This is a genomic window from Streptomyces sp. NPDC085524 (genome assembly GCF_044541755.1).
In the GTDB taxonomy this organism is placed as follows: domain Bacteria; phylum Actinomycetota; class Actinomycetes; order Streptomycetales; family Streptomycetaceae; genus Streptomyces.
Genome location: NZ_JBITTH010000001.1, coordinates 50,436 through 75,458, shown reverse-complemented (window position 1 = coordinate 75,458; position 25,023 = coordinate 50,436). Strand labels below are relative to the sequence as shown.

At 73.7% G+C, this 25,023-nt stretch carries 20 protein-coding genes; 6 read left to right on the top strand and 14 right to left on the bottom strand.

Translation table 11 applies throughout. The features are described 5' to 3' along the window. Positions 1–49: 49 nt before the first annotated feature. The 5 genes from ACIGFK_RS00370 to ACIGFK_RS00350 form a co-directional block, all read right to left on the bottom strand. Positions 50–448 (bottom strand): DUF4440 domain-containing protein, encoded by a 399-nt coding sequence (locus ACIGFK_RS00370; protein ID WP_376655126.1) that lies wholly within the window; start codon positions 446–448, stop codon positions 50–52. A gap of 39 nt (positions 449–487) precedes the next feature. Then, positions 488–1,156: an O-methyltransferase gene (locus ACIGFK_RS00365; RefSeq protein WP_376655127.1), complete on the bottom strand. Its 669-nt coding sequence runs from the start codon at positions 1,154–1,156 to the stop codon at positions 488–490. A 91-nt stretch (positions 1,157–1,247) separates the two neighbouring features. Next, positions 1,248–2,471, bottom strand: coding sequence for a serine hydrolase domain-containing protein (locus ACIGFK_RS00360; protein WP_376655128.1), 1,224 nt, complete (start codon positions 2,469–2,471; stop codon positions 1,248–1,250). A gap of 100 nt (positions 2,472–2,571) precedes the next feature. Continuing rightward, on the bottom strand, positions 2,572–3,267 hold the full coding sequence (locus ACIGFK_RS00355) for an alpha/beta fold hydrolase (protein ID WP_400050042.1): 696 nt from the start codon (positions 3,265–3,267) through the stop codon (positions 2,572–2,574). Between the two features lie 77 nt (positions 3,268–3,344). Further along, complete coding sequence (locus tag ACIGFK_RS00350; RefSeq protein ID WP_376655130.1) at positions 3,345–4,616, bottom strand: MFS transporter; 1,272 nt, start codon at positions 4,614–4,616, stop codon at positions 3,345–3,347. 271 nt (positions 4,617–4,887) lie between these two features. Here ACIGFK_RS00350 and ACIGFK_RS00345 point away from each other — a divergent pair, with 271 nt between their 5' ends. The 5 genes from ACIGFK_RS00345 (at position 4,888) to ACIGFK_RS00325 (ending at position 10,933) form a co-directional block, all read left to right on the top strand. Continuing rightward, on the top strand, positions 4,888–5,937 hold the full coding sequence (locus ACIGFK_RS00345) for a LacI family DNA-binding transcriptional regulator (RefSeq protein ID WP_376655131.1): 1,050 nt from the start codon (positions 4,888–4,890) through the stop codon (positions 5,935–5,937). Positions 5,938–6,214: 277 nt separating this feature from the next. Further along, entirely contained in the window at positions 6,215–7,414 is a 1,200-nt protein-coding gene (locus tag ACIGFK_RS00340; RefSeq protein WP_400050041.1) for a thiolase family protein, read from the top strand. A gap of 163 nt (positions 7,415–7,577) precedes the next feature. Continuing rightward, the gene (locus ACIGFK_RS00335) at positions 7,578–9,017 is read left to right on the top strand and encodes an aldehyde dehydrogenase family protein (protein ID WP_376655133.1); all 1,440 of its coding nucleotides are present in this window, start codon (positions 7,578–7,580) and stop codon (positions 9,015–9,017) included. Positions 9,018–9,047: 30 nt separating this feature from the next. After that, positions 9,048–9,464, top strand: coding sequence for a thioredoxin family protein (locus tag ACIGFK_RS00330; RefSeq protein WP_376655134.1), 417 nt, complete (start codon positions 9,048–9,050; stop codon positions 9,462–9,464). 41 nt (positions 9,465–9,505) lie between these two features. After that, positions 9,506–10,933: a dihydrolipoyl dehydrogenase family protein gene (locus ACIGFK_RS00325; protein WP_386466615.1), complete on the top strand. Its 1,428-nt coding sequence runs from the start codon at positions 9,506–9,508 to the stop codon at positions 10,931–10,933. A gap of 22 nt (positions 10,934–10,955) precedes the next feature. Here the strand turns inward: ACIGFK_RS00325 and ACIGFK_RS00320 are convergent, their stop codons facing one another. The 6 genes from ACIGFK_RS00320 to ACIGFK_RS00295 form a co-directional block, all read right to left on the bottom strand. Further along, complete coding sequence (locus ACIGFK_RS00320) at positions 10,956–11,708, bottom strand: SDR family NAD(P)-dependent oxidoreductase (protein ID WP_376655136.1); 753 nt, start codon at positions 11,706–11,708, stop codon at positions 10,956–10,958. Between the two features lie 91 nt (positions 11,709–11,799). Beyond that, a complete protein-coding gene (locus ACIGFK_RS00315) occupies positions 11,800–13,956 on the bottom strand; it encodes a hypothetical protein (protein ID WP_400050040.1) in 2,157 nt (718 codons plus the stop codon). Beyond that, entirely contained in the window at positions 13,953–15,089 is a 1,137-nt protein-coding gene (locus ACIGFK_RS00310; protein ID WP_400050039.1) for a VWA domain-containing protein, read from the bottom strand. The genes ACIGFK_RS00315 and ACIGFK_RS00310 overlap by 4 nt, the downstream gene beginning before the upstream one ends. Beyond that, a complete protein-coding gene (locus ACIGFK_RS00305; protein WP_400050038.1) occupies positions 15,086–17,551 on the bottom strand; it encodes a DUF5682 family protein in 2,466 nt (821 codons plus the stop codon). Before ACIGFK_RS00305 ends, ACIGFK_RS00310 begins: the two co-directional genes overlap by 4 nt. Before the next feature lie 7 nt (positions 17,552–17,558). Beyond that, positions 17,559–18,665, bottom strand: coding sequence for an AAA family ATPase (locus tag ACIGFK_RS00300; RefSeq protein ID WP_386466608.1), 1,107 nt, complete (start codon positions 18,663–18,665; stop codon positions 17,559–17,561). Then, positions 18,662–22,258 carry a DUF4132 domain-containing protein gene (locus tag ACIGFK_RS00295; protein ID WP_400050037.1) on the bottom strand — a complete coding sequence of 1,199 codons (3,597 nt, stop codon included), beginning with the start codon at positions 22,256–22,258 and terminating at the stop codon, positions 18,662–18,664. Before ACIGFK_RS00295 ends, ACIGFK_RS00300 begins: the two co-directional genes overlap by 4 nt. 167 nt (positions 22,259–22,425) lie before the next feature. On the opposite strand from ACIGFK_RS00295, the gene ACIGFK_RS00290 reads away from it, so the two are divergent. Next, positions 22,426–23,190, top strand: a complete 765-nt coding sequence (locus ACIGFK_RS00290) for a metallophosphoesterase (protein ID WP_376655142.1) — start codon at positions 22,426–22,428, stop codon at positions 23,188–23,190. On the opposite strand, the gene ACIGFK_RS00285 is transcribed toward ACIGFK_RS00290, so the two are convergent. Genes ACIGFK_RS00285 through ACIGFK_RS00275 form a run of 3 tightly spaced genes read right to left on the bottom strand, consistent with a single transcriptional unit; the run spans position 23,174 to position 24,815 of the window. Continuing rightward, positions 23,174–23,839, bottom strand: a complete 666-nt coding sequence (locus ACIGFK_RS00285) for a hypothetical protein (protein WP_376655143.1) — start codon at positions 23,837–23,839, stop codon at positions 23,174–23,176. The two genes, ACIGFK_RS00290 and ACIGFK_RS00285, sit on opposite strands and share 17 nt — an antisense overlap. Next, entirely contained in the window at positions 23,836–24,267 is a 432-nt protein-coding gene (locus tag ACIGFK_RS00280; protein ID WP_376655144.1) for a DUF6114 domain-containing protein, read from the bottom strand. Before ACIGFK_RS00280 ends, ACIGFK_RS00285 begins: the two co-directional genes overlap by 4 nt. Next, positions 24,258–24,815: a DUF6230 family protein gene (locus ACIGFK_RS00275; RefSeq protein WP_376655180.1), complete on the bottom strand. Its 558-nt coding sequence runs from the start codon at positions 24,813–24,815 to the stop codon at positions 24,258–24,260. Before ACIGFK_RS00275 ends, ACIGFK_RS00280 begins: the two co-directional genes overlap by 10 nt. Positions 24,816–25,023 lie beyond the last annotated feature (208 nt).

Genomic DNA, 25,023 nt, shown 5'->3' with positions numbered 1-25,023 from the left:
GTGCTTCATGAGCCGCCCCGTCCCGTCTTGCCCCGGGCAGCGGCCCGTTCTACGCGGGGTCGTACCAGGAGAACGCCGAGATCCGCCAGCCGTCCGGGGTGCGGACGAACTGGATGGCCTTGGTCCCGCCGCCCTCGAACGGCTCGCCGTCCAGGATCCCGGACTTGCGGTACTCGCCGAACCGAGAGGCGATGTCACCCGCGATGTCGGTCCGCTCGGAGGTCTCCCACTCGGTGAACTCGGTCAGCCGGCCGTCGGTCAGCAGCCGCTCACGGGGCTCGATGAACTCGTCGACGGTGTAGGCGGTGAACCCCGGGCCGGTGCTCACGATCACGCAGCCGGGGATGACCAGCCGCCGGATCCGGGCCACATCGGCGGCCTTGCCCCCGCGGTTGTCGAAGGCGCCGAAGAACTCGGCGGTCAGCGCGTCTATTTCAGCCTTGGACATGGAGGGGAAGGTAGCACCGGAGCGGCACCGGACGGTCGGTCACTCCGTGACGAGGGCCATGACGAAACCGTCGTAGCCCTTGCAGCCCACCGTCTGCAGGGCGGTGGCGGTCAGCCGGGGGTGTTCGGCGATGAGCTCGGTGAACCGGCGGACGCCCTGGACCCGGGGGTCGGGGCTGGCCGGGTCGACGACGGCGCCGTCGCGCACGACGTTGTCGCCGATGATGACGCTGCCCGGGCGCGTCAGCTTGAGGGCCCACGCGAGGTACTCGGGATTGGACGGCTTGTCGGCGTCGATGAACACCAGGTCGAACGGCTCCGCGTCCGTGAGCTGCGGGAGGAGGTCGACGGCCCGGCCCCGCCGGATGTCGACCACGTGGGTCAGTCCGGCGCGGGCGACGTTGGCGGCGGCGATGTCCGCGCACCGTTCGTCCACTTCGAGCGTCACGAGCCGTCCGCCCTCGGGCAGCGCCCGGGCGAGCCAGATGGTGCTGTAACCGCCCAGCGTGCCGATCTCCAGGATGGTACGAGCGCCCCTGATCCGGGCCAGCAGGTGCAGCAGCTTCCCCTGGTTCGGGGCCACCTGGTGCGCCGGCAGCCCGGCGGCGTCGGCGTCGGTGTTGGCGGCTGCCAGGGCCTCGTCCTCCTCGACCAGCAGTCCGTCGAAGTACGCGTCCACAGCCGTCCACGTCTGCTCGGCCTCGTACATGGTGCCCCTCCCCGATGCCAGTTCTCAGAGGGAACTTACATCAGGCGAGGGTGCTCTCGACAGTCTGTTGAATCGGGGGCCCGGCTCCTGCTCAGCGCATCTTTAGCGAGTGCCCGGGGGCGAGGGCGTCCGAGATGCGCTCGGCGATCGGCTGGGCCGAATTGCCCGCGGGACTCTTGGGGCCCTGCGTCACGGTCACCGAGATCGCGAGCTTCTCCGCCGGAAGGTAGGCCGATACCGCCGCATAGCCCGAGAACGAAGGGTTGGTCAGGGTCCAGCCGTTGAGCACGATCACACCGAGGCCGAAGTGGTGGGCCTCCGTGTTCGTCAGCTGGCAGACCGTGGCCGGACACGTGGCCGTCGGGTGGCCGAGGCCGATCGTGCCCGGATTCAGCTGTGTCTTGAAGGACTGCGCGGACAGGAGCTCCCCGGTGCCGACGCCGCGCGCGGACCGGTCGAGATCACAGATGTTCTGGACGAGGACCGCACCGGGGGCGGTGGTCCACGAAGGGTTCCAGAACGTGGACTCCTCGTACTTGCCCCGCTCCGAGGTGAAGGCGTGCAGGGCGGGCTCCGGGATCCGCGGCGTGTACTGGTTGCTGGTCTGGCTCAGCCCGAGCGGGTTCATGATCTGCTCGGTGAGCAGCTGCTGCAGCCCGACGCCGCTGATCTTCTCCAGCGCAGTGCCGAGGAGCGCGAAATTGGCGTGCGAGTAGCTCCAGTTGGTCCCCGGCTCGTACAGGAGCGGCTTGGTCGTCGCGTAGCTGGTGATCTGCTCCGTCGTCCAGTGCCGGAACGGGTGGGACTCGAGCTCGGCGAGGAAGGCCGGGTCCGTGACGTAGTCGTGCAGGCCGGACGTGGAGCTGCCGAGCATCCGCAGGGTGATCTCGTTCCCGTGCGGCAGGTCCGGCAGCCAGCGGGACACAGGATCGTCGAGCGAGGCCTTGCCCTGCTCGACGAGGCGGAGCAGGGCGATGCCCATGTAGACGATGCCCACCGAGCCGGTGCGGAAGTGCATCGACGGCGCGGCCGGGACGCCGGTCATCGATTCCCCGAGAGCCGTGGTGAGCACGTCCTCGCCGCCGGAGGAGACCCGCAGGACGACCGAGTTCAGCCCGAACTCCTGCTTCGCCTTCTGCGCGATCGAAAGGACCTCGGCCGCGTCTCCCCGTGCGGGGCCGGGCGAGGTGATGCAGGCTTCCGGGGCCGCCGCGGCCGATGCCGGACCCGATGCCGGGCCCGCGACGGTCGCGGCCGGAAGGGCTGCGCCCAGCAGGCCGGCGATGCACAGCAGCACCGTACGCGTGCGTTTCACCCTGCCAGTGTGGAGGGGGTCGGCGCGCGGCGCACGCCGGACCCCTCGGTCCTCATCGGGCTTCCCCCGGGCTCCCCAGCGGGACCGGCCGGCAGCCGGGTCAGATCCAGCCCTCCAGCGAGGCCATGAAGCCGTCGAAGTCGTCGCGGTGGATGGTGTGTCCGGCCCCGGCGACCGAACGCACCTCGAACCCGCGGCTCCTGAGCAGGGCCGCCCGCTCCGGCGAGATCAGGAAGCTCGGATCGGCGAGCTGTACGAGCGAGGGGACCACCGGCGCCGCCGGCATCAACTCGGCCCCGAGCAGCGGCGCCAGGCTCATCGCGGTGCCTTCGTCCCACACCGCCAGCGTCGCCAGCTCGGCATCCACGTCCGCCTCCTCCCAGCGCGGGTTCATCCCCTGGATCTGCTCCTTGGTGGCGGACTTGAACTGCGCGAACAGCTCCGGGCCGAAGCCCTCGCCCGGACTGGCGAAGTGCCATGCGGGATCGGAGAACACGGCGCGGCGCGGCTTCAGCCGGTCCACGGCGAGCGACAGGGTCAGCCCGCCCAAGGAGTGGCCGATGGCGAGCTCCGCGCCCGTCGGCAGGCTCTCGACCAGGTCGTCTGCGTAGTGCTCCGGGGTGTAGTCGCCGCGGCCGCTCGCCCCGTGGCCCCGCTGGTCCACGGCGATGACGCGGTAGCCCCGGTCGGCCAGCGCGGGTCCCACCCGGCGCCAGGTCCGGTGGTCGGCCATGATGCCGTGGATCAGGAGGGCGATGCGGTCGCCCTCGCCCCAGGTGTGCGTGTGCAGCTGCACGGTGGTGCCTTTCTCTGCTGTGTGCGGTGTCGGCCGGGCTCTGTGAAGGGGTGCGTACGGGGTCGGACGCCCGCAGGTCAGCGCACGCTGCGGATCGGCTTCACCGCGGCGGCGCCCGCCACCGCCAGCACGGCCGCGACGATGAACAGGGCGGTGTAGCCGCCGCTGACCGAGACGACCACCGAGGCGACGAACGGGGCGATGATCTGCGGGCCGGCGTTGGCGATGTTGAGGACGCCCATGTCGCGGGCCGCGTCCTCGGCCTTGGGGAGCACCATCGTCACGAGCGCGGTGTCCACGGCCATGTAGCTGCCGAACGCGAGCCCGTTGAGGGCGGCGAAGGCCAGCATGGCGGTCCAGCTGCTCGACACCGCCGGGATGACGAGGGCGACGGCCGACAGGAGGGCGGAGGCCCCGACGAAGAGCTTGCGGCGGTCGAACCTGTCCGACAGGTAGCCGCCGAGGACCGTGGAGACGACCATCGCCACACTGGACAGCGGCATCAGCAGGGCCACCGCGGCCTCGGGCTTCATCCCGTCCGGCAGCACGGTGTGGTCCTGGACGACGTACAGCTGGTAGCCGGTGACCGCGAAGTACCCGAGGACGAGCAGCGCCCGCCCGATGAAGGCCCACCGGAAGTCGTGGTCCTTCAACGCGCCCGCGAAGGCGGCCAGTTGTTCCTTGACGGGCATGGGGGCGCGGGCCGGCAGCCGCTGTTCGCGGGTGCAGGCGGTGAAGAGGACGGCGGCGCCCGCGACCACCGCGCCGAAGACGAGGTACCCGGTGCGGTAGTCCTCGGAGAAGGCCGCGCCGACCAGGGCGCCGAGGGTGGAACCGAAGGGCAGGCCGAGGCCGACGGCGGCGGAGGCCTTGCCCCGGGCCGACATGGGCACGCGGTCGGGGACCACGGAGGTGATGGCGGCCTGGTAGACGTTCATGACCGCCTGGCCGAGGCACCAGGCGATCGTGATCAGCAGGATCGTGTTCGCGAGGCCGAGCAGGAGCATGGCCGGTACCGCGGCCAGCCCGCCGCCGAGGATCCAGGGGTTGCGCCGTCCGCTGCGGTCGGAGAGGGCGCCGGCGACCGGGTTGAAGACCGTGGCGAAGATTGCCGACACCCCTGCGATCAGGCCGAAGTTCGAGACCTTGTTCGCCGGGTCGATGTCCTCGACCTGGAGCGCGAGCAGTACGCCGGCCACGCCGATGTACAGGGCGTACATGGCGGTGTTGCCGACGAGCAGCAGGGGGAGCAGGCCGCGTCCGGTGCGGTCGGAGGGGGCGGAGGCGTCGGAGGACGCGTCGGAGCCGGCGGCGCTGGTGGTGCCGGAGCCGGGGGAGGAAAGGGCCACGGTGCCCTCCTGGGCGGGTGAGGGTGCGGAAGGGTGCGGTGGGGGGTGCGAGGGGTGTGCGGGGAGGGGTGCGCGCGCCGCCCTGCCGCCGTGGCGGGGTGCGAAGGAAGGCGGCAGGACGGCGGCGCGGTGACACGGCGGGACACCACTGTCAGGTGAGATGCCACGCTGTGGTTACACGTGTCAGTGACTCGTGTAACCACTGTGTACCATTCATTTCCGGCCATCCGCTAGCCCCTGGGCGCAACAGCTCTGGAAAGATGCCACGGCAATGTCTGAGTCATCGAAGTCATCGAAGCCGCCGGGTGCGCCGAAATCGTCGCCGACGCCTCCCGTCCCGACCAGCGCCGACGTGGCCCGTCTCGCCGGAGTGTCGCGGGCGACGGTCTCGTACGTCCTGAACAACGCCGAGGCCGTGCGCATCAGCGAGCCGACCCGCCGCAAGGTCCGGGAGGCCGCCGAGGAACTGGGCTACGTCCCGCACGCCGCCGCCCGCAGCCTGCGGGCCGGACGCACCCGCATCGTGCTGCTGCCCACCCCGAACGCTCCGATCGGGCCGCTGTACAGCGCGTTCCTCAACGAGCTCCAGCGGGCCCTGCGCCGCCTCGACTACACCGTGGTCCAGTACGGGAGCCTCGGCCTCGGCGGCGACGAGGCCGCCCGTGCGTGGGCGGAGCTGCGCCCGGTCGCGGTGATCTCGCTCGGCGAGACGACGCTCACCGCCCGCGGGGTCGCCACCCTCAAGCGGGCCGGGGCGCGTGCGGTCATCACGATGGGCCCGGACCGGGTGCCGGGGGCGCACGCCCTCGTCATGAACCAGGAGGACGTCGGGGCCCGGGCCGCGGCCCACCTCGTCGAGCGCGGCCTGCGGCGGATCGGCGTGATCGTTCCGCAGGAGGAGGGGCTGGAGCTGTTCTCCGGGCCCCGGCTGGCGGGTGCCCGTTCGGTGGCGGGCGCGGAGGTCGAGGTGCTCCCGATGGCGTACTCCGAGGAGTCGGCCGGCGCGCTCGCGGCGCGGTGGCGGGAGCTCGGGCTCGACGGGGTGTTCGCGTACAACGACGAGTACGCGATGCTGCTGATGCGGGCCTTCCAGGACGAGGGGCTGAGCGTCCCCGGGGACGTGGCCGTCATCGGGGCCGACGACCTGCTCCTCGGGCGGCTGCTGCGGCCGCGGCTGAGCACGGTGCGGATCGAGATGCCGACCGGTGGGCATCTGGCATCCCTGGTGGACCGGGCGGTGCGGGAGCCGTCGGAGCTGCCGGGGCCGCCCGAGCGGGAGGACCTGATGGCGGCGGTGGCGGTCCCGCGCGAGTCGACCTGAGGGTCGGTTCCGTGCGGGTGCGCCTGAGGCGGCCCCTGTGGTGCGGGCCGGCGGTCCGGTGCGGGCCTGATGCGCGGGGCTCTGCCCCGGACCCCGCTCCTCGAACACCGGAGGGGCTGGAATCGTGCCGGGGTGCGGGCCGGCGGCCGTTGACAGGCGGTGATGTGCGGACGGAGACTTCGGGCGCGCCCCACCGGGTGCAGCCGGCGTTGTGTTCCGGTGCCCACACCGGCGCCGGGGCCCTGCCGGCCGTACGGATCCGCCCAGGAGAGACCCCATGAGCATCCGCACCGTCCGCGACGTGTACGTCGTCGACGCCGTCCGCACCCCGATCGGCAAGTTCGGCGGGGCCCTCGCCGGAGTCCGGCCGGACGACCTGGCGGCCCACGTGGTCCGCGCGCTGGTGGACCGTACCCCCGAACTCGACCCGGCCCGGATCGACGACGTCGTCTTCGGCGACGCGAACGGCGCGGGCGAGGACAACCGGGACGTGGCCCGCATGGCGGTGCTGCTCGCCGGTCTCCCGGTGAGCGTCCCCGGGGTCACCGTCAACCGGCTCTGCGGATCGGGCCTGGAGGCCGTGGTCCAGGCCGCCCGCGCCATCGCCGTCGGCGACGCCTCCGTCGCCATCGCGGGCGGCGTGGAGTCGATGAGCCGCGCGCCCTGGGTGGTGCAGAAGCCCGAGCGGGCCTTCCCCGCCGGGCACCAGCAGATGTGGTCGACCACCCTCGGCTGGCGGATGACCAACCCGCGCATGCCCGAGGAGTGGACCGGCTCGCTCGGCGAGGGCGCCGAACTCATCGCCGAGAAGCACGGCATCACCCGCGAGGCGCAGGACGCCTTCGCCCTGGAGAGCCACCGCAAGGCCGCGGCCGCGTGGGCCGCCGGACAGTACGAGGCCGAGGTCGTCCCGTACGCGGGCGTGGACCTGCTGCGCGACGAGTGCATCCGGGAGGGCTCCACGCCCGAGGCGCTGGCCCGGCTGAAGCCCGCCTTCCGCACTGACGGCACCGGTACGGTCACCGCCGCCAACTCCTCCCCGCTCAACGACGGCGCCGCCGCGCTGCTGCTGACCGACGAGGCGGGACTCGCCGCCACGGGCCGCGAACCGCTCGCCCGGATCAGCGCCTCCGCCGTCACCGGCATCGAACCCCAGCTCTTCGGCCTGGGCCCGGTGGAGGCCGTCCAGCGCGCCCTCGGCAAGGCCGGGCGCGGCTTCGCCGACCTCACCGCGTTCGAGCTCAACGAGGCTTTCGCCGCACAGGCGTTGGGCTGTCTGGCGGCCTGGCCCGAGCTCGACCCGGCCGTGGTCAACCCGCGGGGCGGCGCCATCGCCATCGGTCATCCGCTCGGCGCCTCGGGGGCCCGGCTGGCCGGCTCGGTCGCGCACCAGCTGGCGGCGGCCGGCTCCGGGACCGGCATGGTGGCGCTGTGCATCGGCGTCGGGCAGGGCATCGCGCTCGTCCTGGAGCGCTGAGCCCGGCAGTAGAACGGGCAGGCGATCAATTCCGGTCACCACGGAATGTCAACTGCCCAATAACTGAACAGATGTGGAGCCTCCGGTCTGGCACGATGGCGCGTGCTGCCGCCCCCCGCGTACCCGTCGCACCCCCGACCATCCCCACCGGAGGCCCCGCGCCATGCCGCTCCTCGACCCGACGCTCTGGCAGGACGGACCCACCCTCACCGGCGGCGCCGCCCCGGTCGTCGAACCAGCCACCGGCCGCACCCTCGCCACCCTCGACCTCGCCGCGCCCGCCGACGTCGCGGAGGCCGCCGTACGGGCGCAGGCCGCCCAGCGCGACTGGGCGCGGGCCACCCACCTGGAGCGGGCGGCCGTGCTCCGGCGGGCCGGCGACCTGTTCGCGGCCCACGCCGACGAGCTCGGCACCTGGCTGGTCCGGGAGTCCGGGTCGATACCCGGCAAGGCCGCCTTCGAGCTGCACGTCGCCGCCCAGGAATGCTACGAGGCCGCCGCGCTGGCCTCCCGCCCGACCGGGCAGGTGCTGCCCAGCGAGGCGCCGCGGCTCTCCTTCACCCGCCGCGTCCCGGCCGGGGTGGTCGGGGTCGTGGCCCCGTTCAACGCCCCGCTGATCCTGGCGATCCGCTCGGTCGCACCCGCGCTGGCGCTCGGCAACGCGGTGCTGCTCAAGCCGGACCGGCGTACCGCGGTGTCCGGAGGCCTCGCCCTCGCCGCCGTGTTCGCCGCCGCCGGACTCCCGGCCGGGCTGCTGCACGTGCTGCCCGGGGACGCCGGGACGGGCGCGGCGGTCGTAGCCGATCCGCGCGTCAGGGTGGTCTCCTTCACCGGATCCACCGCCGCCGGCCGCACTGTCGGCGAGCTGGCGGGCCGTCACCTCAAGCGCGCGCACCTGGAGTTGGGCGGGAACTCGGCCCTCGTCGTGCTCCGTGACGCCGATGTCGAGGCCGCCGTCGCCCAGGCCTCCTGGGGCTCCTTCTTCCACCAGGGCCAGATCTGCATGACGGCCGGGCGCCACCTCGTGCACGCCTCCCTGTACGACGAGTACGTGGAGCGCCTCGCCGCGCGCGCCGAGGCGCTGGCCGTCGGGGACCCGTACCGCGAGCAGGTGCACCTGGGCCCGCTGATCGACCGCACGCAGGTGGAGCGCGTACACGCGCTCGTGGAGTCCAGCACCGAATACGGGGCCAAGCTCGTCGCGGGCGGTACGCACACGGACCTCTTCTACCGGCCGACCGTGCTGGCGGGCGTCGGCGACGACACCCCCGCCTACGCCGAGGAGGTCTTCGGCCCGGTCGCGCCCGTACGGTCCTTCGCGACGGAGGAGGAGGCGGTGGCCCTGGCCTCCGCGGGCCCCTACGGCCTCTCCCTCGGCATCGTGACCCGGGACGCGGCGCGCGGGCTGGACCTGGCCGAGCGGATCCCGACCGGGATCGCCCACGTCAACGACCAGACGGTCAACGACGAGGCGGTCGCGCCCTTCGGCGGGGTGGGCGCTTCCGGAACCGGTGCGCGCTTCGGCGGCGAGGCGAATCTGGACGCCTTCACGGAACTGCGCTGGACCACGGCCCGCACCACCCCGGCCGGCCACCCCTTCTAGCCGGAATGCCCGGGGCCGGTCGATGGTTCCATGGGCAGAACAATCGATCAGGAAGGTCCGGACACCGTGGCTACAGTCGAGCTCACCAAAGAAAACTTCGACCAGACGATCAGCGAGAACCCGTTCGTGCTGATCGACTTCTGGGCGGGCTGGTGCCGGCCGTGCCTGCAGTTCGCCCCGGTCTACGACAAGGTCTCCGAAGCCAACCCGGACCTGGTCTTCGCCAAGGTGGACACCGAGGCGCAGCAGGAGCTGGCCGCCGCCTTCGAGATCACCTCGATCCCGACGCTGATGATCGTCCGCGACCAGGTGGCCATCTTCGCGCAGCCGGGCGCGCTGCCGGAGGCGGCGCTGACGGACCTGATCGGGCAGGCCCGCCAGCTCGACATGGACGAGGTGCGCGCCAAGATCGCCGCCTCGCAGCAGAACGGCACGCCGGAAGCCTGATTGCCCGCCGCGGCCGCCACTCGCCGGTGACACTGGTCCGTATGACCGAAGCGGTGGAGTACGACGTCGTGGTGCTCGGCGGGGGCCCGGCCGGCGAGAACATCGTCGACCGGACCCAGGCCGCCGGGCTGAGCACGGCCCTGGTGGAGAGCGAGCTCATCGGCGGTGAGTGCTCGTACTGGGCCTGCGTGCCGAGCAAGGCACTGTTGCGCCCGGTACTGGCCCGGGCCGATGCACGCCGGGTGCCGGGGCTGGCGGGCTCCGTCGCGTGGCCGCTGGACACGGAGGCGGTGTTCGAGCACCGCGACTACTGGACGGGCAACTGGAAGGACGAGGGCCAGATCGACTGGCTCGACTCCATCGGGGCCCACGTCTACCGGGGCCACGGCAGGCTCTACGGGGTGCGCAAGGTGGCCGTCACCAGCCCCGAGGGCGTGCACCACGTGCTCTCGGCCCGGCACGCTGTGGTCGTCGCCACCGGCACCCGCGCCGTCATCCCCGACCTGCCGGGCATCGCCGGGGCCGGCCCGTGGACCAGCCGCGAGGCGACCTCCGCGCGGCGGGTGCCCGGGCGCCTCCTCATCGTGGGCGGCTCCGTGGTGGCCTCCGAGATGGCCACCGCCTGGCAGGGACTCGGATCGCAGGTCACCGTGCTCGTCAGGGGCCCGCGCCTGCTGCCGAGGATGGAGCCCTTCGCGGGCGAGATGGTGGCCGACGCGCTCCGCGAGGCCGGCGCGGAGGTCCGTACCGGCGTGACCGTCGAGGCGGTCGTACGGGACGGCTCCACCGGCCCCGTCACCGTGGTGCTGGAGGGCGGCGAGACCCTGTGGGGCGACGAGCTGCTCATGGCGACCGGCCGGGCGCCGCGCACCGATGACATCGGGCTCGACACCATCGGCCTGCCCGCCGGGGAGTGGATCGGGGTCGACGACAGCTGCCGGGTCCCCGGCCACGACTGGCTGTACGCCGTCGGCGACGTCAACCACCGCGCACTCCTCACCCACCAGGGCAAGTACCAGGCCCGGATCACGGGCGCCGCGATCGCCGCCCGGGCGGCGGGCACCCCGCTGGACACCGGCCCGTGGGGCGCGCACGCGGCCACCGCCGACACCCGGGCCCTGCCGCAGGCGGTGTTCACCGACCCGGAGGCCGCAGCCGTGGGCCTGACCCTCGCGGAAGCCGAACGGGCCGGGCACCGGGTGCGGGCCGTCGACTACGACCTGTCCAAGGTTTCCGGCGCCGGGCTGTACGGCGACGGCTACCGCGGCCGGGCCCGGATGGTCGTCGACCTCGACCGGGAGGTGCTCCTCGGGGTCACCTTCGTCGGCCCGGGCGCCGCGGAACTGATCCACGCCGCCACGATCGCCGTGGCGGGCGAGGTCCCCATCGCCCGGCTCTGGCACGCGGTCCCGGCGTTCCCGACCATCAGCGAGATCTGGCTGCGCCTGCTGGAGGCGTACCGGGGCTGACGGGCGGTGCGGCGGGGCCGTCTCATGTGCGCAGGTACGAGGCCCCGTTGACGTCGAGAACCGTGCCCGAGCTCCATACGGCCTCGGGGGAGGCCAGGTAGAGCACGGCCGAGGCGATCTCCTCCGGGGCCGCCACCCGCCCGAAGGGGCTCTGGGCGCGGATCCCTTCGCCCTCCGGGCCGCTGAGCCGGCCCGAGACCCGTTCCGTGGCGACGAAACCCGGCGCCACCGAGGCGACCGCGATGCCGTGGGGCGCGAGGGACACCGCCAAGGACTGCCCGAGCGCGTGCAGCGCCGCCTTCGTGGCGCCGTACGCCGGGTGGTCGGGCTCGCCCCGGAAGGCGCCGCGGGAGCCGACGTTCACGATGCGGCCCGGCCGGCCCGCGTCGATCATGCGGCGCGCCGCGCAGTAGCTGAGGTTCGCCGCACCGAACAGGTTCACCGCCGCCGTGCGCTCCCAGGCCTCCTGCCAGTCCGCGTACGAGGTGGTGGGCAGCGGGTGCGCGACCATCACCGCGGCGTTGTTCACCAGGACGTCCACCCCGCCCAGCGCCTCGTCGGCCTCGCCGACCAGGGCCTCGACCCGCGCCGGATCGGCGAGGTCACCGCTGACGAGCACGTGTCCGTCGCCCGCCAGAGCGGCCAGGGTCTCCTCCGCATCGGACTGCCGGGCGGAGCAGTGCACCGCCACCCGGTCGCCCTGCCGGGCGAACGCGGCGGCGACGGCGCGCCCGATGCCCCGCGAGGCTCCCGTGACCAGTACTCCTCGGCTCATGCGCCGCTCCTTCCGTCCGACGGCGTATACGCCTTCAAGATCGCGAACCGGACGCCAATATACGGGTGCCGTACGGGCGCCATGCGGGCCCTCATGCGGACCGGGCATGAAGTTCCAGGGCGCACAGCAGGTGGATCTGCGCGTCCACCCACGGCCGTGCCGCCGCGGCCGGGCCCTCCGCGCTCAGCACGCCGAGGAACGCCCGCACGAGGCCGGCCGCGGCCGACAGACCCGTCCGGGCCAGGGCGGCCGCGCAGTCCCCGATGACGGCGCGGGCCGGCTCACCGAGGCCGCGCAGCCCCAGGACCGCCGCCGAGGCCAGGGCGGACAGGGCGCCCTCCATCGCCTCGGCGAGCGGGTCCCGCGGGCGCGGCACCGGGCTCGCGGCGAAGCGGGAGCCGGGGGCGGGGGCCAGGTCGGGGACGGTCACGCCCCCGGCCGTCATCACCGCGACCGGGTCGAAGACCAGCCCGGCGCCCGTCACCCGGACCAGTGCGCTCAGATGGCTGACCTCGCCCCGGATACCGCGCAGGCACTCGGCGAGCACGTCCAGCGCGCCGGGACTGTACGGGTTGTGCACCGCCGACACCCTCCCGACGGCCCCCCGCACATCGCGCACCGTCGCCTCCAGGCGCTGCTCGGCCGGGTCGTAGCCGACCTTCCCGACCCCGTGGACCTCGACCACGTGCACGGAGCCGGCCTCCGTCCGCGGCCGGACCAGGTACGGAGGCAGCCCGTCCAGCGCCCGGGCGTGGGCGGCGAAGTCCCGCAGCAGCAGCGGCTCGGGCAGCTCGGACCAGGCCGATCCGACGGGTGTCACGCTTGTCGAAGCCAGCCGGCCGCCGCCGATGATGACGGACAGGCCGGGCGTACGGGAGGCGCTCTCGCTCACCAGATTGGCGCGGGCCACCGCTCCCAGGGTGGACCCGGCCAGCCGCCGCTCCGCCAGCTCGGGTCCGCTCGGATCCTGCCCCGGAGCCAGCTCCCACCTGCGGCGCAGCACCAGCCCCGTACCGGCGCCGGCGTGACCGAGGAACACCTCCGCGGTCCGCTCGCCGGGACCCCCGCCGATCCGGCAGCCGAGGGCCGTGAGGCGGACCCGGCGCAGCGCCGTGTCGCCCCGCTCCCCGGAGCCGAGGACCTGGGACGCCGGGAGCACGCCCTCCTGGGAGGCAGCGCGGAGCCGGGCGTGGAACTCCGCGATGAGAGCGGCGTACTCCTCGGCCCGGTAGCGGGCACCCCGGGCGGCGTGGTCCTCGAGCTGCCCGGTCAGATCGGTCAGGATGCCGGCGGGCCAGTGCAGCGCCCGGGCGGACAGCTCGTCCCGCACCCGGCGCAGCGCGGTGGCCAGCACCGGGCCCGCGTGGGCCGCGCCGTCCAGGAGCAGGTCGTCGAGGAGCGCGGCCGCCGAGCCCAGCTCCGTCGCGCCGGGCCGCGCCCAGCCGCCGCCCCCGCCCACGTCGACCCGGTCGGGCGGAGCGGCCGGATCGGCCTCGGTGGCCGCCCGGAACGCCCATACGGCGAGCGCGATCACCTCCCCGCGGCGGGTGGCCGCGGCGTCCGTGACCGCGTGCCCGATGCCCTCCGCGGCCGGCACCGGGAACCGCACCGTGCAGGTGGGCAGTTCGGCCCGGGCAGCGGGCTCCTCGGCGGTGGGGTGGTGCAGCCGGGCCGTGTAGCCGCGGCCGAGGGTGCGCCGCGCGGTGGCCACCGCGCGCGCCCCGACGGCGGCGGTCAGCGCCTCGTCGTCGAGGTCGCCCGGCGACCACGGCTCCCAGACGGCCCCCACGCGCCCGGAGCCGCACCGGCCGGCACTGCCGGATGCCGGGCCGTCACGACCGGAGACGCCGGAGTCCGGGTCGCCGGGACCGGAGCTGCCGGATGCCGGGCTGCCGGAATCGGAGACGCCGGGGGCCGGGCCGCCAGGACGGGCGCCGCCCGGGCCGGGGACTTCGGCTTCCGTGCGCTGCCAGGCGAGGACCAGGCCGAGGAGGTGCCGGCAGACTCCGGGTGCTCCGCAGGTGCAGGCCCCCTGGTCGAGTCCCGCGCCCGGCGGCAGCGACACCCGCGTGCCGTCCGGGAACACCCCGGCCAGGGTGCCGTCGGCCCCGGCAGAGGGCACCGCCCCGGCCCCCGAGCCGAGTTCCTTCGCCGCACGCTTGACCAGCCCGCGGTTGGAAAGCGCCGCGAGGGTGTCGAGGTCCAGCGCGAGGAGGTCCGGCCGCGCCACGGGTGTCGTACGGGTCATCGGCCCAGCCTTTCGGCGACGAACTCGGCGAGCTGCCCGGGCGTCATCGCACCGACGTGCGCGCCCGCGTCGGCGAGCCGCTGTGCGAGCTCGCGGTGGAACACCGGGTTCGCGTCCTCGTCGAGCGCGGCCAGGCCCAGGACGGTCGTGCCCTGCTCGGCCAGCGCGCGGACGCCCCGCACCAGCCGGTACGGATCGCCGCCCTCGTAGAAGTCGGTGATCAGCGCGACGATGGCGCGCCTCGGGTTGTCGATCAGGCCCGTCCCGTAGTCGACGGCCCGGGCGATGTCGGTGCCCCCGCCGAGCTGCACGCGCATGAGCAGCTCGACCGGGTCGGTGACATCGGCCGTCAGGTCCACCACGCTGGTGTCGAAGGCGACCAGATGGGTCCTCAGACCCGGCAGCCCCCACAGGCTCGCCGCCGTGACCGCCGAGTGGATGACCGAGTCGACCATCGAACCGGACTGGTCCACCAGCAGGATCAGCTGCCACTGCTCCAGGTGCGGGCGGGTGCGCGAGTGGAAACGCGGCCGCTCGATCAGGATGCGCCGCTCGGCGGGCTGGTAGTGGGCCAGGTTCGCGCGCACGGTGCCCCGGAAGTCGAAGTCGCGGGCCGAGGGGAGCAGACTCGGGCGGCGCGAGCGCGTCCCGGAGAACGAGCGCCGGATCTCCGGCTTCAGCTGGTCCAGGAGCCGGCGCACCACCGTCTCCACGATCCGCCGGGCCAGCCGCAGCACCTCCGGGTTCATCAGGTGCTTCGTCCGCAGCACGGCGCGCAGCAGGGTCGGGTTGGGCTCCACCCGTTCCAGCACGGCCGGGTCGGTGACGATCTCGTGGATCTCGTACAGCTCGACGGCGTCCCGCTCCAGCCGCTCGATCGTCTCCTTCGGGAAGAGCCGGTGGATGTCGTCGAGCCAGTCGACCGCGGTCACCGCCGAAGGTCCGTCGCCGCCTTCACGCGTGTTCACCCCGGCGCGGACCCCGCGCCGGGCCTGCTCGGGGTCGCGGCCGTAGAGCCAGTCCAGCGCGGCGTCGCGGGCCGCGGCCTCGCCGCCGAGCGAGCCGGTGCACCCTTCGGCGGGGGCGCCCAGGATGAGCCGCCACCGCTCCAGGCCGGGATCGGGGGCGCTCACGGCGCCGCCCGCAGGCCGTAGCGGTCCAAAGTGCGCTCCACTTGATCCTCCAGTTTCCGGGCGCGCGCGATCACCAGCGGATCCGCGGTGACGCGCAGCAGCGCCCGCGCCGAGCCGTGCACCCCGCGCCGTTCGATCAGCCGGGCGGCGATCCGCTCGCGCTCCCGGGGCGGGAAGTACGCGAACGCCTGCCGCAGGGCGGGCAGCCCCGCCAGGAAATCCGCCTCGGACATGGCGCGCACCAGATCGTCGAGCACGCCGATCAGCGGCTCGGGACCGCCGCCCGCGGTCAGCTCCGTGCGGGCGAGGGCGAACAGGCCCGCCAGCCAGTCCCCGAGGGTCCCCGGGCCGGCCGCCGCCGCCCGGACCGCGTCGGCCGCGCCCCGGCCGCCGGTGTCCCCGAGCACGCTGCGCAGCCCGAAGGCCGCGCCGCGCAGGTCGGCGGGGGCCGCGGGATCGGCACTGATCCTGAGGCACACCCCGGCCACGGCCTCCTGCGACACCGACAGCAGCTCCCCGGCGTGCAGCACGGCGTCCCGTACGGCGCCCAGCGCGCGCAGCCGGCCCGGATCGGCGCTGCCGGCCGCGCCCTGGACCCCCTCGGCCAGCCACAGCGCGCGGCCGACCGCGGTGTCGACGGCGGAGGCGAGCAGCGGGTCGCGGGCGACGCCGTACACCCGGTCGTGCCGCCACAGCCCGAGGGCCGTGTGCAGCGCCTCGCCCAGGGGGCCGAGCTGCGTCGCGCGGCCGAGCCCGGCGCCGAGCTCGGCCACCAGGCGGGCGGAGAGCCGTGTTGCGCCGCAGACCACGGCGTCGAACAGGACCCCGGCCAGCGCCGCGGGATCCGGGCCCGCCGCGCGCATCCGGTCCTCGAGGGCCACGGCCGCGGCCTCCTCGAGGGTCGCGCCGAAGCCGCCCGCCTCGATCAGCGCGGCGTCGCGGCCCGCCGTAGTACGGGGCTCCCAGCGCTCGGTGAAAACCGGGTCGGTGCCGTCCGCGGGGCCGGCGACCCGGGCGAAGCCGGGCACGTCCAGCACCCGCAGCCGGTGCAGCACCTGGCTGCGCGTCAGCTCGGCGGGATCGGTGAGGCGCAGGGTGACGGGGCGGCCCTCGCACGGGGCCAGGCCGAGCGCGGCCAGCCGCGCCGTGACGTCGTGCACGAGCGGAGGCAGCGGCGTCCCGGGATGCAGCCGCCCGACGCGGTCTCCGGCACACGCGGCGACCATCTCCACGACCACCGGGTGCGATCCGGGGCGCAGCGGACCGCGCCGGGTCCACGGCAGCGGCTCGTCGAGCGCCTCGGTGATCAGCGCCCCGGCCAGGCCGTCCAGGAGGTCGAGCCGGGTCGGCTCCCGGTGTCCGCGCAGCGCCGCCAGGCCCAGCGCGGTGCCGTGCGCGGCGATCAGCCCGGCCGTCGAGACCGGATGGCCGCGCTTGCGCAGCCGCCCGGCGACGGCCCGCACCAGGTCCTCGCCCGCGGCCTGTCGGCCCGCTTCCCACAGCCGCTGGTGGTACCCGGGCGAGGGCATCCCGGACTGGTACCCGGCGAAGGCGTCGAGCTGCCGGAAGGAGTACGGCACGAGGAAGCTCCCGCCGAGAGCCCCCTCCGGCAGGCCGGGCACCTCCGGCCACCCACCCCCGGACGGCTCGCCGACGGGCCTCTCCGCCTCCGGCCGGTCAGAACCGAGCCGACCAAAACCGGGCCCTTCGAAACCGGGCTTGTCGGCCCCGGGCCCGTCAGCCCCAGGCCCGTCGGCCCCGGGCCCACAGCCCCCTGCTACGCCCGGCCCGCCCCGCACCGCCGCCCCCGTCAGGGCCATCAGCGCAGGACGGTGGAAGCCGCCCGTGACGACCAGGACCGGGCCGTCCCCGCTCGCGGCCACGGCGGCCCGCACCCAGGCCGCCATGTACTCCTCCCGCGCCCGGTCCCCCTCGTCCGCGACCGCGTCGCCGCGCACGAGGTCGAAGTACGCCTCCAGGCGGGCCGCGAGCCCGCCCTCCTGCGAACCGGCGCCCGAGTCGGGCTCGAACTCGAACATCCGGTCCCACAGGGCGTCCACCGAGTCGACCTGGAACCGCCGGCACAGCCGCGCCGTCGCCTCGGCGTAGCGCGCCTCCGCGTCCGCGTACCGGTTGGTGCGCCCCGCGAACGCCGGATGCCAGGCGGGCAGGTCGATGAAGCGCACCTCCGCCCCCGCGGCCCGGCCCTCCGTGAGCGCGATCCACTCGGGCGAGTAGTCGCACAGCGGCGTCCACGACGTCGCGGTGCGCTCCTCGTCGCGGTAGTGGCTGAACACCGCGATCGGCAGCTCGTGGCCCAACAGCAGTTCGTCCAGCCGCCCGTTGAGGTCGGCCGGCCCCTCGATCAGCACGTGCGCGGGCCGCAGCTCTCCGATCGTGCGGGAGACCAGCCGGGCGCACGCGGGGGAGTGGTGGCGCACGCCGAGGAAGGTGATGCTCATCGGACCGTCAGCCCGCCAGCAGGTGGCGGGCGGCGTGCAGGGCCTTCCACTGCGCCCCGCCGCGCCGGGCCACCCGCTGTTCGAGGTAGCGGCGCAGCCGGGCCAGGTCCTCCGGGCTGTCCTTCGCGGCCGTACCGGCCAGGCAGGTGACCAGGTCCGCCGCGTTGCCGGGCTCGCCGCGCAGGAACCAGCCCCGCACGCCCACGGCGTGGGCGACCGAGACGGCCTCCGCGGTGCTCATGACCGACGAGAGCCGGTCGGCGGCCGCGCCGTCGCCGCCGATGCCCGAGCGCAGCTCGCGGAAGGTGGTGACGAGCACCTCCAGGATGTCCGGGTCCGGTGCCACGGCCACGCCCGAACGGGCCAGCAGGGCCTTCGCCTCGGCCTCGACCAGGGCGATCTCGGTGTCCGGATCGGCGATGGGGAACACCGTCTCGTAGTTGAACCGCCGCTTGAGCGCGGCACTCATCTCATTGACCCCGCGGTCCCGGGTGTTCGCCGTCGCGATCACGTTGAAGCCCTGGCGGGCGAAGACCATCCCGTCCGGCCCCTCCAGCTCCGGGATGGCCACGACCCGTTCCGACAGGAGCGAGAGCAGCGAGTCCTGCACCTCCAGCGGGCAGCGGGTGATCTCCTCGAACCGCACGAGCCGGCCCTCCCGCATCCCGCTGAGCATCGGCGCGGGCACCAGCGAGCGCTGCGAGGGGCCCTCGGAGACGAGCAGGGCGTAGTTCCAGGAGTACTTGATCTGGTCCTCGGTCGTCGCCGCGCCTCCCTGCACGATCAGCGTGGAATCGCCGCTGACGGCCGCCGCGATCAGCTCCGACAGCAGCGACTTGGCCGTGCCCGGCTCACCCACCAGCATCAGGCCGCGGTTGGTCGCCAGCGCCACCAGGGCCCGCTCGACCAGCGCCGTGTCGCCGACGAACTTGCGGCCGATGCCCGCCTCCTCGTCCCCGACGATGAAACGGCGGGCCGCCCGCAGGCTCAACTGCCAGCCCGGCGGCCGGTGATCGGTGTCGGAGGCCCGCAGGGCGGCCAGCTCCCCGGCGTGGCGCACCTCGGCGGGCGGCCGCTGCAACTGCTCGGCAGCCGTGGTCGTCGTGGCCGTCATGACGTCAGCTCCGTCAGGTCGGCGAGCACCTCGGAGACGAGGACCGGCGAGAGGTCGCCGAACTTCAGCGGATACGAACGCGACCGCCAGTGGTCGCCGGGCTGCCGGTCCAGCCAGATGGTCTCCAGCTTCTGGTCCGGGAACTCGTCGACCATCCCGACCGCGATGCCCATGTCCAGCCCGATCACCAGGTAGCAGTCGGGGCCCAGCCGGCGGGAGAACCACCGCTCCACCCCCGCGTCCTGCGGCTCGCCGCGCTCCCAGCCGCGCTTCTGCAGCCCGAGCAGCTTGCCGACCGGCACGGTGACGCCCTCGAAGCGGGTCAGCCGCGCACCGCCGGCCTCCTCCTCGGTCACGGCCATCACGGGCCGCCCGAGCTGCGGGAACGGCTGCACGATCTCGTAGTCCGCGAACAGCTCGGACCACTCGTCCAGCACGCCGTCCAGGTGCAGCGGGTGCGCCAGGGTGATGCTCGCGTCGTCCGCGAACTTCACCGCCTCGTCCTCGACATCGGCGTACGTGCGGTCCTCGGCCACCCGGAACGCGGTCACCTCGCCCTCCGCCTCGGCCCGCCAGACCAGCCGCCGCACCAGGTGCCACACCAGCGGGTGCTCCACGAACAGCTGACGGAACTCGGCGCCCGTCCACGAACGCCCGTCCACCATCGCGGCCTCCAGCCGCCGGATCTGGTCCGAGGCGATCGTCCGCACGTCCTTCTTCAGCGCCATGAACCGCTTGCGCTCGGCGGTGGCGAGCTCCGCCTCGTCCCGGGCGCCGGGCCTCGGCAGGTCCTTCAGGCGCCGGCCCTCCTCGTCCAGCACGTAGGGCTTCAGCTGTTCGTCGAAACCGACCGTGAACCGGCGCGTGCCGTAGTCGACGCGCGTGCTGCCGTCCGGCTCGAGACCGAGGTCCGGCACCAGACGGTCGGACAGCTGCTCGCCGGTCAGCCCCAGCTCGGCCGCCACCTCGGAGATCTTCTCCTGCGCCCGGACCTTCAGCGCCTTGAACTTGACCCGCTGCCCGATCCCGTGCAGGTGCAGCAGTGCGACATCGGTGCCGATCGACGCGAGGACCTCGAGACCGTCGACGGCCCGGTGGTGCGCGCCCTCCCCGGGCCATGCCCGGATCACCGGGGTGAGCGCACGCACCGTCCCGTCGTCACCGAACCAGCCCAGGGCGTGCAGAGCCCACGCTTCCTTGGGCGGCATCCCGGCGAGCCGCCACTGCCCGAACAGCGCCCACACGAAGGCGGCCAGGGACTCCGGCGTGCACAGCTCGCGTACTTGCTCCAGCCCGGGGAACTTCGCACGCGGTGAGGACACCGCCAGCATGGTCAGGACGTGCCCGGCCGCTGACGCGGGCAGTGCTCCGCCCGACTTCAGCCGGATCTGCGGCAGGGCCTGCGGATCGGCCCAGTCGACGGGCTTGGGCATCCGGGCGGGCAGCGCAGTCGCCAGCGGATCGGAACCCAGCAGGGGCTCCAGGGCCTCGGTGGCCTCGGGGCCGAACTCCGCCACCACCTCCCGCACGGGATCGGCGCCGTGCGCCGTCACGATCACCAACAGCGCCCGCTCGGCCGCGGTCCGCTCCGCACCCGGCGCACCCAGCGCGTCGGGGACGAGCAGCCGGGCCGCGTCGCCGCCGTGCCGGAGGAACCAGGTACGCGCCGTGTCACCCGCGACCTTGAGCCGGACCAGCCACTCGGCCATCAGGCGGGCCACGCGCAGGTCGAGGAAGGGCAGGAGCAGCGGCCCCATGACCGTCGGATTGCGGGTCGCCATGTTCACGGCCACATGGAGCGCGGCCAGTTCGTGGCGGGCGACCAGCGGCTTGAAGGAACTCAGCCCGGCGTAGGAGGACCCGGTGCCGTGCCAGTCGGCGAGCAGCGGACGCACCATCTCCACGGGCCCCTTGACGAACACCCCCAGTGTGTCCCACACGCGCTGCCGCGTGCCGTTCCGCAGCTCCTCGACGTACTGCTCCAGCGGCTGGTGGTACGGGTACCAGCCGGTCACCCAGGACTCCGTGGCGGCCCACACCTCCTGCTCGCCCGTCCGCCAGGCGATGCTCGCCCCGGCCGGTGCCACCAGCCCGCTGACCACGCGCGGCTTGACCACCGTCCGCTTGCGCGTCCACGGAGGGCTGGTCAGCAGCGGCGGCAGTGCCTCCGCCGGGGCGTCCGGCTCCCGGTCCGCCCGGTTCACGAGGGGTGCGACGACCGAGGCGACCTCCTCGGGCAGGGTCGGCAGCGCGGCGAGCGCGAGCTCCCGGTGGGCGGTCACGTGCCCGGGCAGCAGCGCTCCGGCCAGCGTGGCCGCCTTTCCCGTACCGAGCGATGCCTGCGCCAGCATGCGCAACGCCCGCCGCGGGAACCGGCGCGCCGCCGCGATCACGCAGGCCCGCACGTGCTTGTCGTCGATCCGGTCCATGAGGAAGCCGAACGCGCTGTCGGAGGGCAGTTCGCCCAGGGCCGCCGCCATGGCCTTGGTGCCGTCGGTGTCGATGTACCCCCGGTTCAGCTCGGCCGCGAGCAGCGGGGCCATCTCCACGCCGACGCCCTCGCCGAGGGTCGACACGACGGCGGGGCTCCAGCCGCGCCAGCCCAGGTCCACCCGGTCCCCGAGCAGGGCGACCTGCCCGGGGGATCCGAGGGAGCACAGCAACATCGTCCGCACCGTGACCTCGGAATGCCTGCGCGCCGCCGGATCAGCGCAGCACTCCTCCACCCACTCCTGCTCCGAGGGGACCAGGAAGGACACGCTGACCCGTCGGCGGGTGCTCTGCCGGTGGCCGGCCAGGGCGGCGACGGCGGACCGGTACGTCTCCTCGTCGGCCACGGACAACAGGGCCCTGACGCGCTCGCAGGCCAATTGGGCCGAGTGCCGGCCGCCGCCGTTGGGCTCGTCCTCGAGACGTGCCCGGACCCCGTCGATCCGGTTGCTGTCCCACGTGAGGGTGGTCTCCAGCAGCTCGACGGCGGCGCAGGCCGCGAACGGCAGCCCGAAGGCCGCCACCCAGGCGTCGACGGTCACCGTGAAGTAGTCGGACTGCCGGTGCAGGAGCATGGCGAGGACCGCGGCGCCGCGTGCACTCGGGCGGCCCGCCCGGTGGGCGCGGGCCGCGTCGACGAGCTCGGGGTCGCTCGTCGGCGACCCGAGCGCCGACTCCACCTTCACGGCGCCGCCCTGGAGCCACAGTTCCAGCTGCTCCTGCGCGGCCGGTTCGACGGGGGGCACCGTCCGGGCCACCCCTCCGCGCCGCGGCAGCAGATTCCGCTTCCACGCCGCGGGCAGCGTGAACGCGTCCTCGTCGACGGGGACGGCCGGGGCGTCCGCCACCTCCGCGGTGACGGGTGCAGCGGCCTCCGGAGCACCGGCGCCCTCGGCCGCGCCGCTCTCCGCGTACCCCTTCCGCTCCTTCTCCGCTATCGACTTGACCAGGTACGACTGGGCGTCAGCGGCGGAGCCGAACTCCTTGACCCGGGTCTGGCCGGCCGTCCCGGTGCGCCCGAAGCGGACGGTCACCGAGGTGCCCTCCGCCCCGGCCTCCCAGAACTTGGCCGAGCCTCCGTCGACGTACTCCCAGCGCCGCACGCTGCCTCCCCTTGTCGCGCGTGATCAGTTGACCGAAACAGTAAACGGCCCCACTGACAACGGTTCCGCGGGCTGTGTACGCGGCGCACGGGCAGGCTCTCCGGATCTTCGAACGCATATCCTTCAGCGACATCTCTCGACCGGAGAAGTCAAAGGAGACATCGCCCGTGATCGTGATCGCCCACCTCAGCGACGTCCATCTCGACAACGGTGAGCGCGCTGCCGGCCGGACCCGCGCCGTCATGGAGTACCTCGAGCAACTGCCGTACGACCTCGACGCCGTGCTGGTGAGCGGGGACATAGCCGACGAGGCCCAGGTCGGCGAATACGAGGAGGCCGCAAAGCTCCTGAGGTCACGCCACCCCCTCGTCGTCTGCCCCGGCAACCACGACGAACGGACCGCGTTCCGGCGCGGCCTGATGGGCGAGGAGTCGCCCTCGGCGGAGCCCGTCGACCAAGTGCTGCGCGGCGAGGGCTTCGTGCTCGCCGTGTGCGACTCCTCCGTACCCGGTGAGCACCACGGGTTCCTGGAGGAGTCCACGATGGCCTGGCTGGAGGAGGTGGTGGCCGGCACCCCGCGCGAGACGCCGGTCCTGGTGGCCTTCCACCACCCGCCGGTCGAGCTGCACGCCCCGTACGTGGACGGGATCCGCCAGTTCGGCGAGGAGCGCCTCGCCGCACTCGTCGAGCGGCACCCGCACGTGAAGGCGTTCCTGTGCGGGCACGCGCACACCGCGGCGGCCACCACCTTCGCGGGCCGGCCGGTCCTGGTGGCGCCGGGCGTGGTCTCCACCATCCGGCTGCCGTGGGAAGGACGCAGGGGAGCCGACGAGTGGGTCCACCTCGACGAGCCGCCGGCCGTCGCCTTCCACGTGATCGGTGACGACGGCCGGCTGACGACCCACTACCGGGTGGTCATGGGCCCACGGTGATCTGCTGGGCGGGGTCGGTCGAATCGGTCACCAGGTAGACCGCGTTGAAGGTGGACGAGGTCGCGCTCGTCGGGCAGCCGAACCCGCCGGTGACCTTGACGGGTACCGACGCGTTCGTGAAGGTCAGGCTCGACGGCGCGCCGTTCGCCCACGTGCCGCCCACGTTCGCCGCGGCGGTCGGCGCCGCGGTGACCGTACAGCTCGCGAGGCCGGTCGTCTTGACCACCAGTCCGCCGACCGGCACGGTCATGGTGGCGGTGATCGGGGAGCCGTTCTGCATCGACACCGTCCAGGCGCCGCTGGTGGTGACCGTCGGGGTCACCCCCGGCATGCTGGAGGTGCAGGAGCTGTACGTCGGCGGGGAGATCGGCGACGAGACCGGCCCGGAGGCGTTCTGGTTGCCGGGGGCGGCCGGCACCGTACCGGTGGAGACGGAGACCGAGCAGGTCACCGTCACCGAACCGGCCTTGAGGGTGGCCTTCCCGCTGAGGGCGGCCTTGAAGGCGTGCCCGGCCGGGGTCACGGTGGTGGACCCGGCCGCGGGTGACACGGCGGCGGCCGACGGAGCGGCGGAGGCGGTGAACGAGGCCAGCGAAAGGGCAGCGGCGGTCGCCGTGCCGAGGGCGAGAGCGGTACGCGTACGGCTCATGGCTGTGCTCCTTGGGGATCCTGGTGCACGGTGGGGGAGGGTTGCGGCGGGGGAGCGGGTGAGGGCGCGCGGGCTGTCCGGGACGGCTGCCAGGCGAACATCAGGCCGCCGCCGAGGATGCCGAGCAGGGTGCCGATCAGGAACCCGCCGAGGTTCGACAGGACCAGTGCGGCCGTGGCGATCACGGTGGTGAGGACACCCGCGAGGCTGCGCTGAGCGGGAGAGAACCAGGCGGTGAGACCGAGCACGATCATCACGATGCCCATCAGGACGGACGGGATCCCCGCCACCCCCTGCTGGAGCATGATCTTCAGCGGTGCCAGCGGCAGGACACAGATCCAGGCCCCGGCGAGGACGGCGAACAGCCCGCCCCAGAAGGGTCTGCCGCGCCGCCACTGCCGCCACCGCCGACGGCGGCTCAGAAACATTCCTTCTTGCCCTTGGAAATGTCCATGCTCAGTCCGGAGAGCTTGAAGGTGCCGGCGTTGGTCGCCCACGCCGTCTGCTTCAGATTGCTGATGCTGACCGTGTCCGCCTGCTGGGCGAAGAGGTCCTGCATCCCCTGGGCATCGGCCGGGCCCTTGTCGAGGGTCGAGGCGTCGCGCCCGATCTCGATGTTGCTGAAGACCGCGTCACCGGAGAGCTGCGTCGCGTCCACGAACAGGTTGCTCGCTTCCACGGGCTTGTCCCGGCCGGCCGTCAGGTTGAGCGAGATGTCGCCGATCACCGGGAGCGAGGTGACCACCGACTGGCACAGGCTGTTCAGCTTCGCCTCCCGGATGGCGGTCACGGCCACCGGGATGAGTTCTTCGCGGGCGTTGACGTCGACGCTGCCGTACTGGACGAAGCCCTCGCCCTCCAGGCTCTTCGCCGACACCTTGAACTGCTGCCCCGACACGGCGAAGGAGGCGGCGAGCGCGCCCTGCGCGAGGGCGATGCCGAGGCCGGCGGTCACGGCGACGGCGGGTACGGTCAGGACGGCGAACCGCCGCCAGCGGACGCGGCCGGAACCGCTGTCCTCATCGGGACCAGAAGGACCAGAAGGACCAGAATCATCGGAAGTGCCGGATAAATGCGGGGAATCCACCATGAGATCGTCCCTTTTTTCGGCTGTGCACCGTTGTTACCGACGAGTTGAATGTAAGAGTGCCAATGGGGGTTGGCAAGGTTGTGCGAGCGCACCC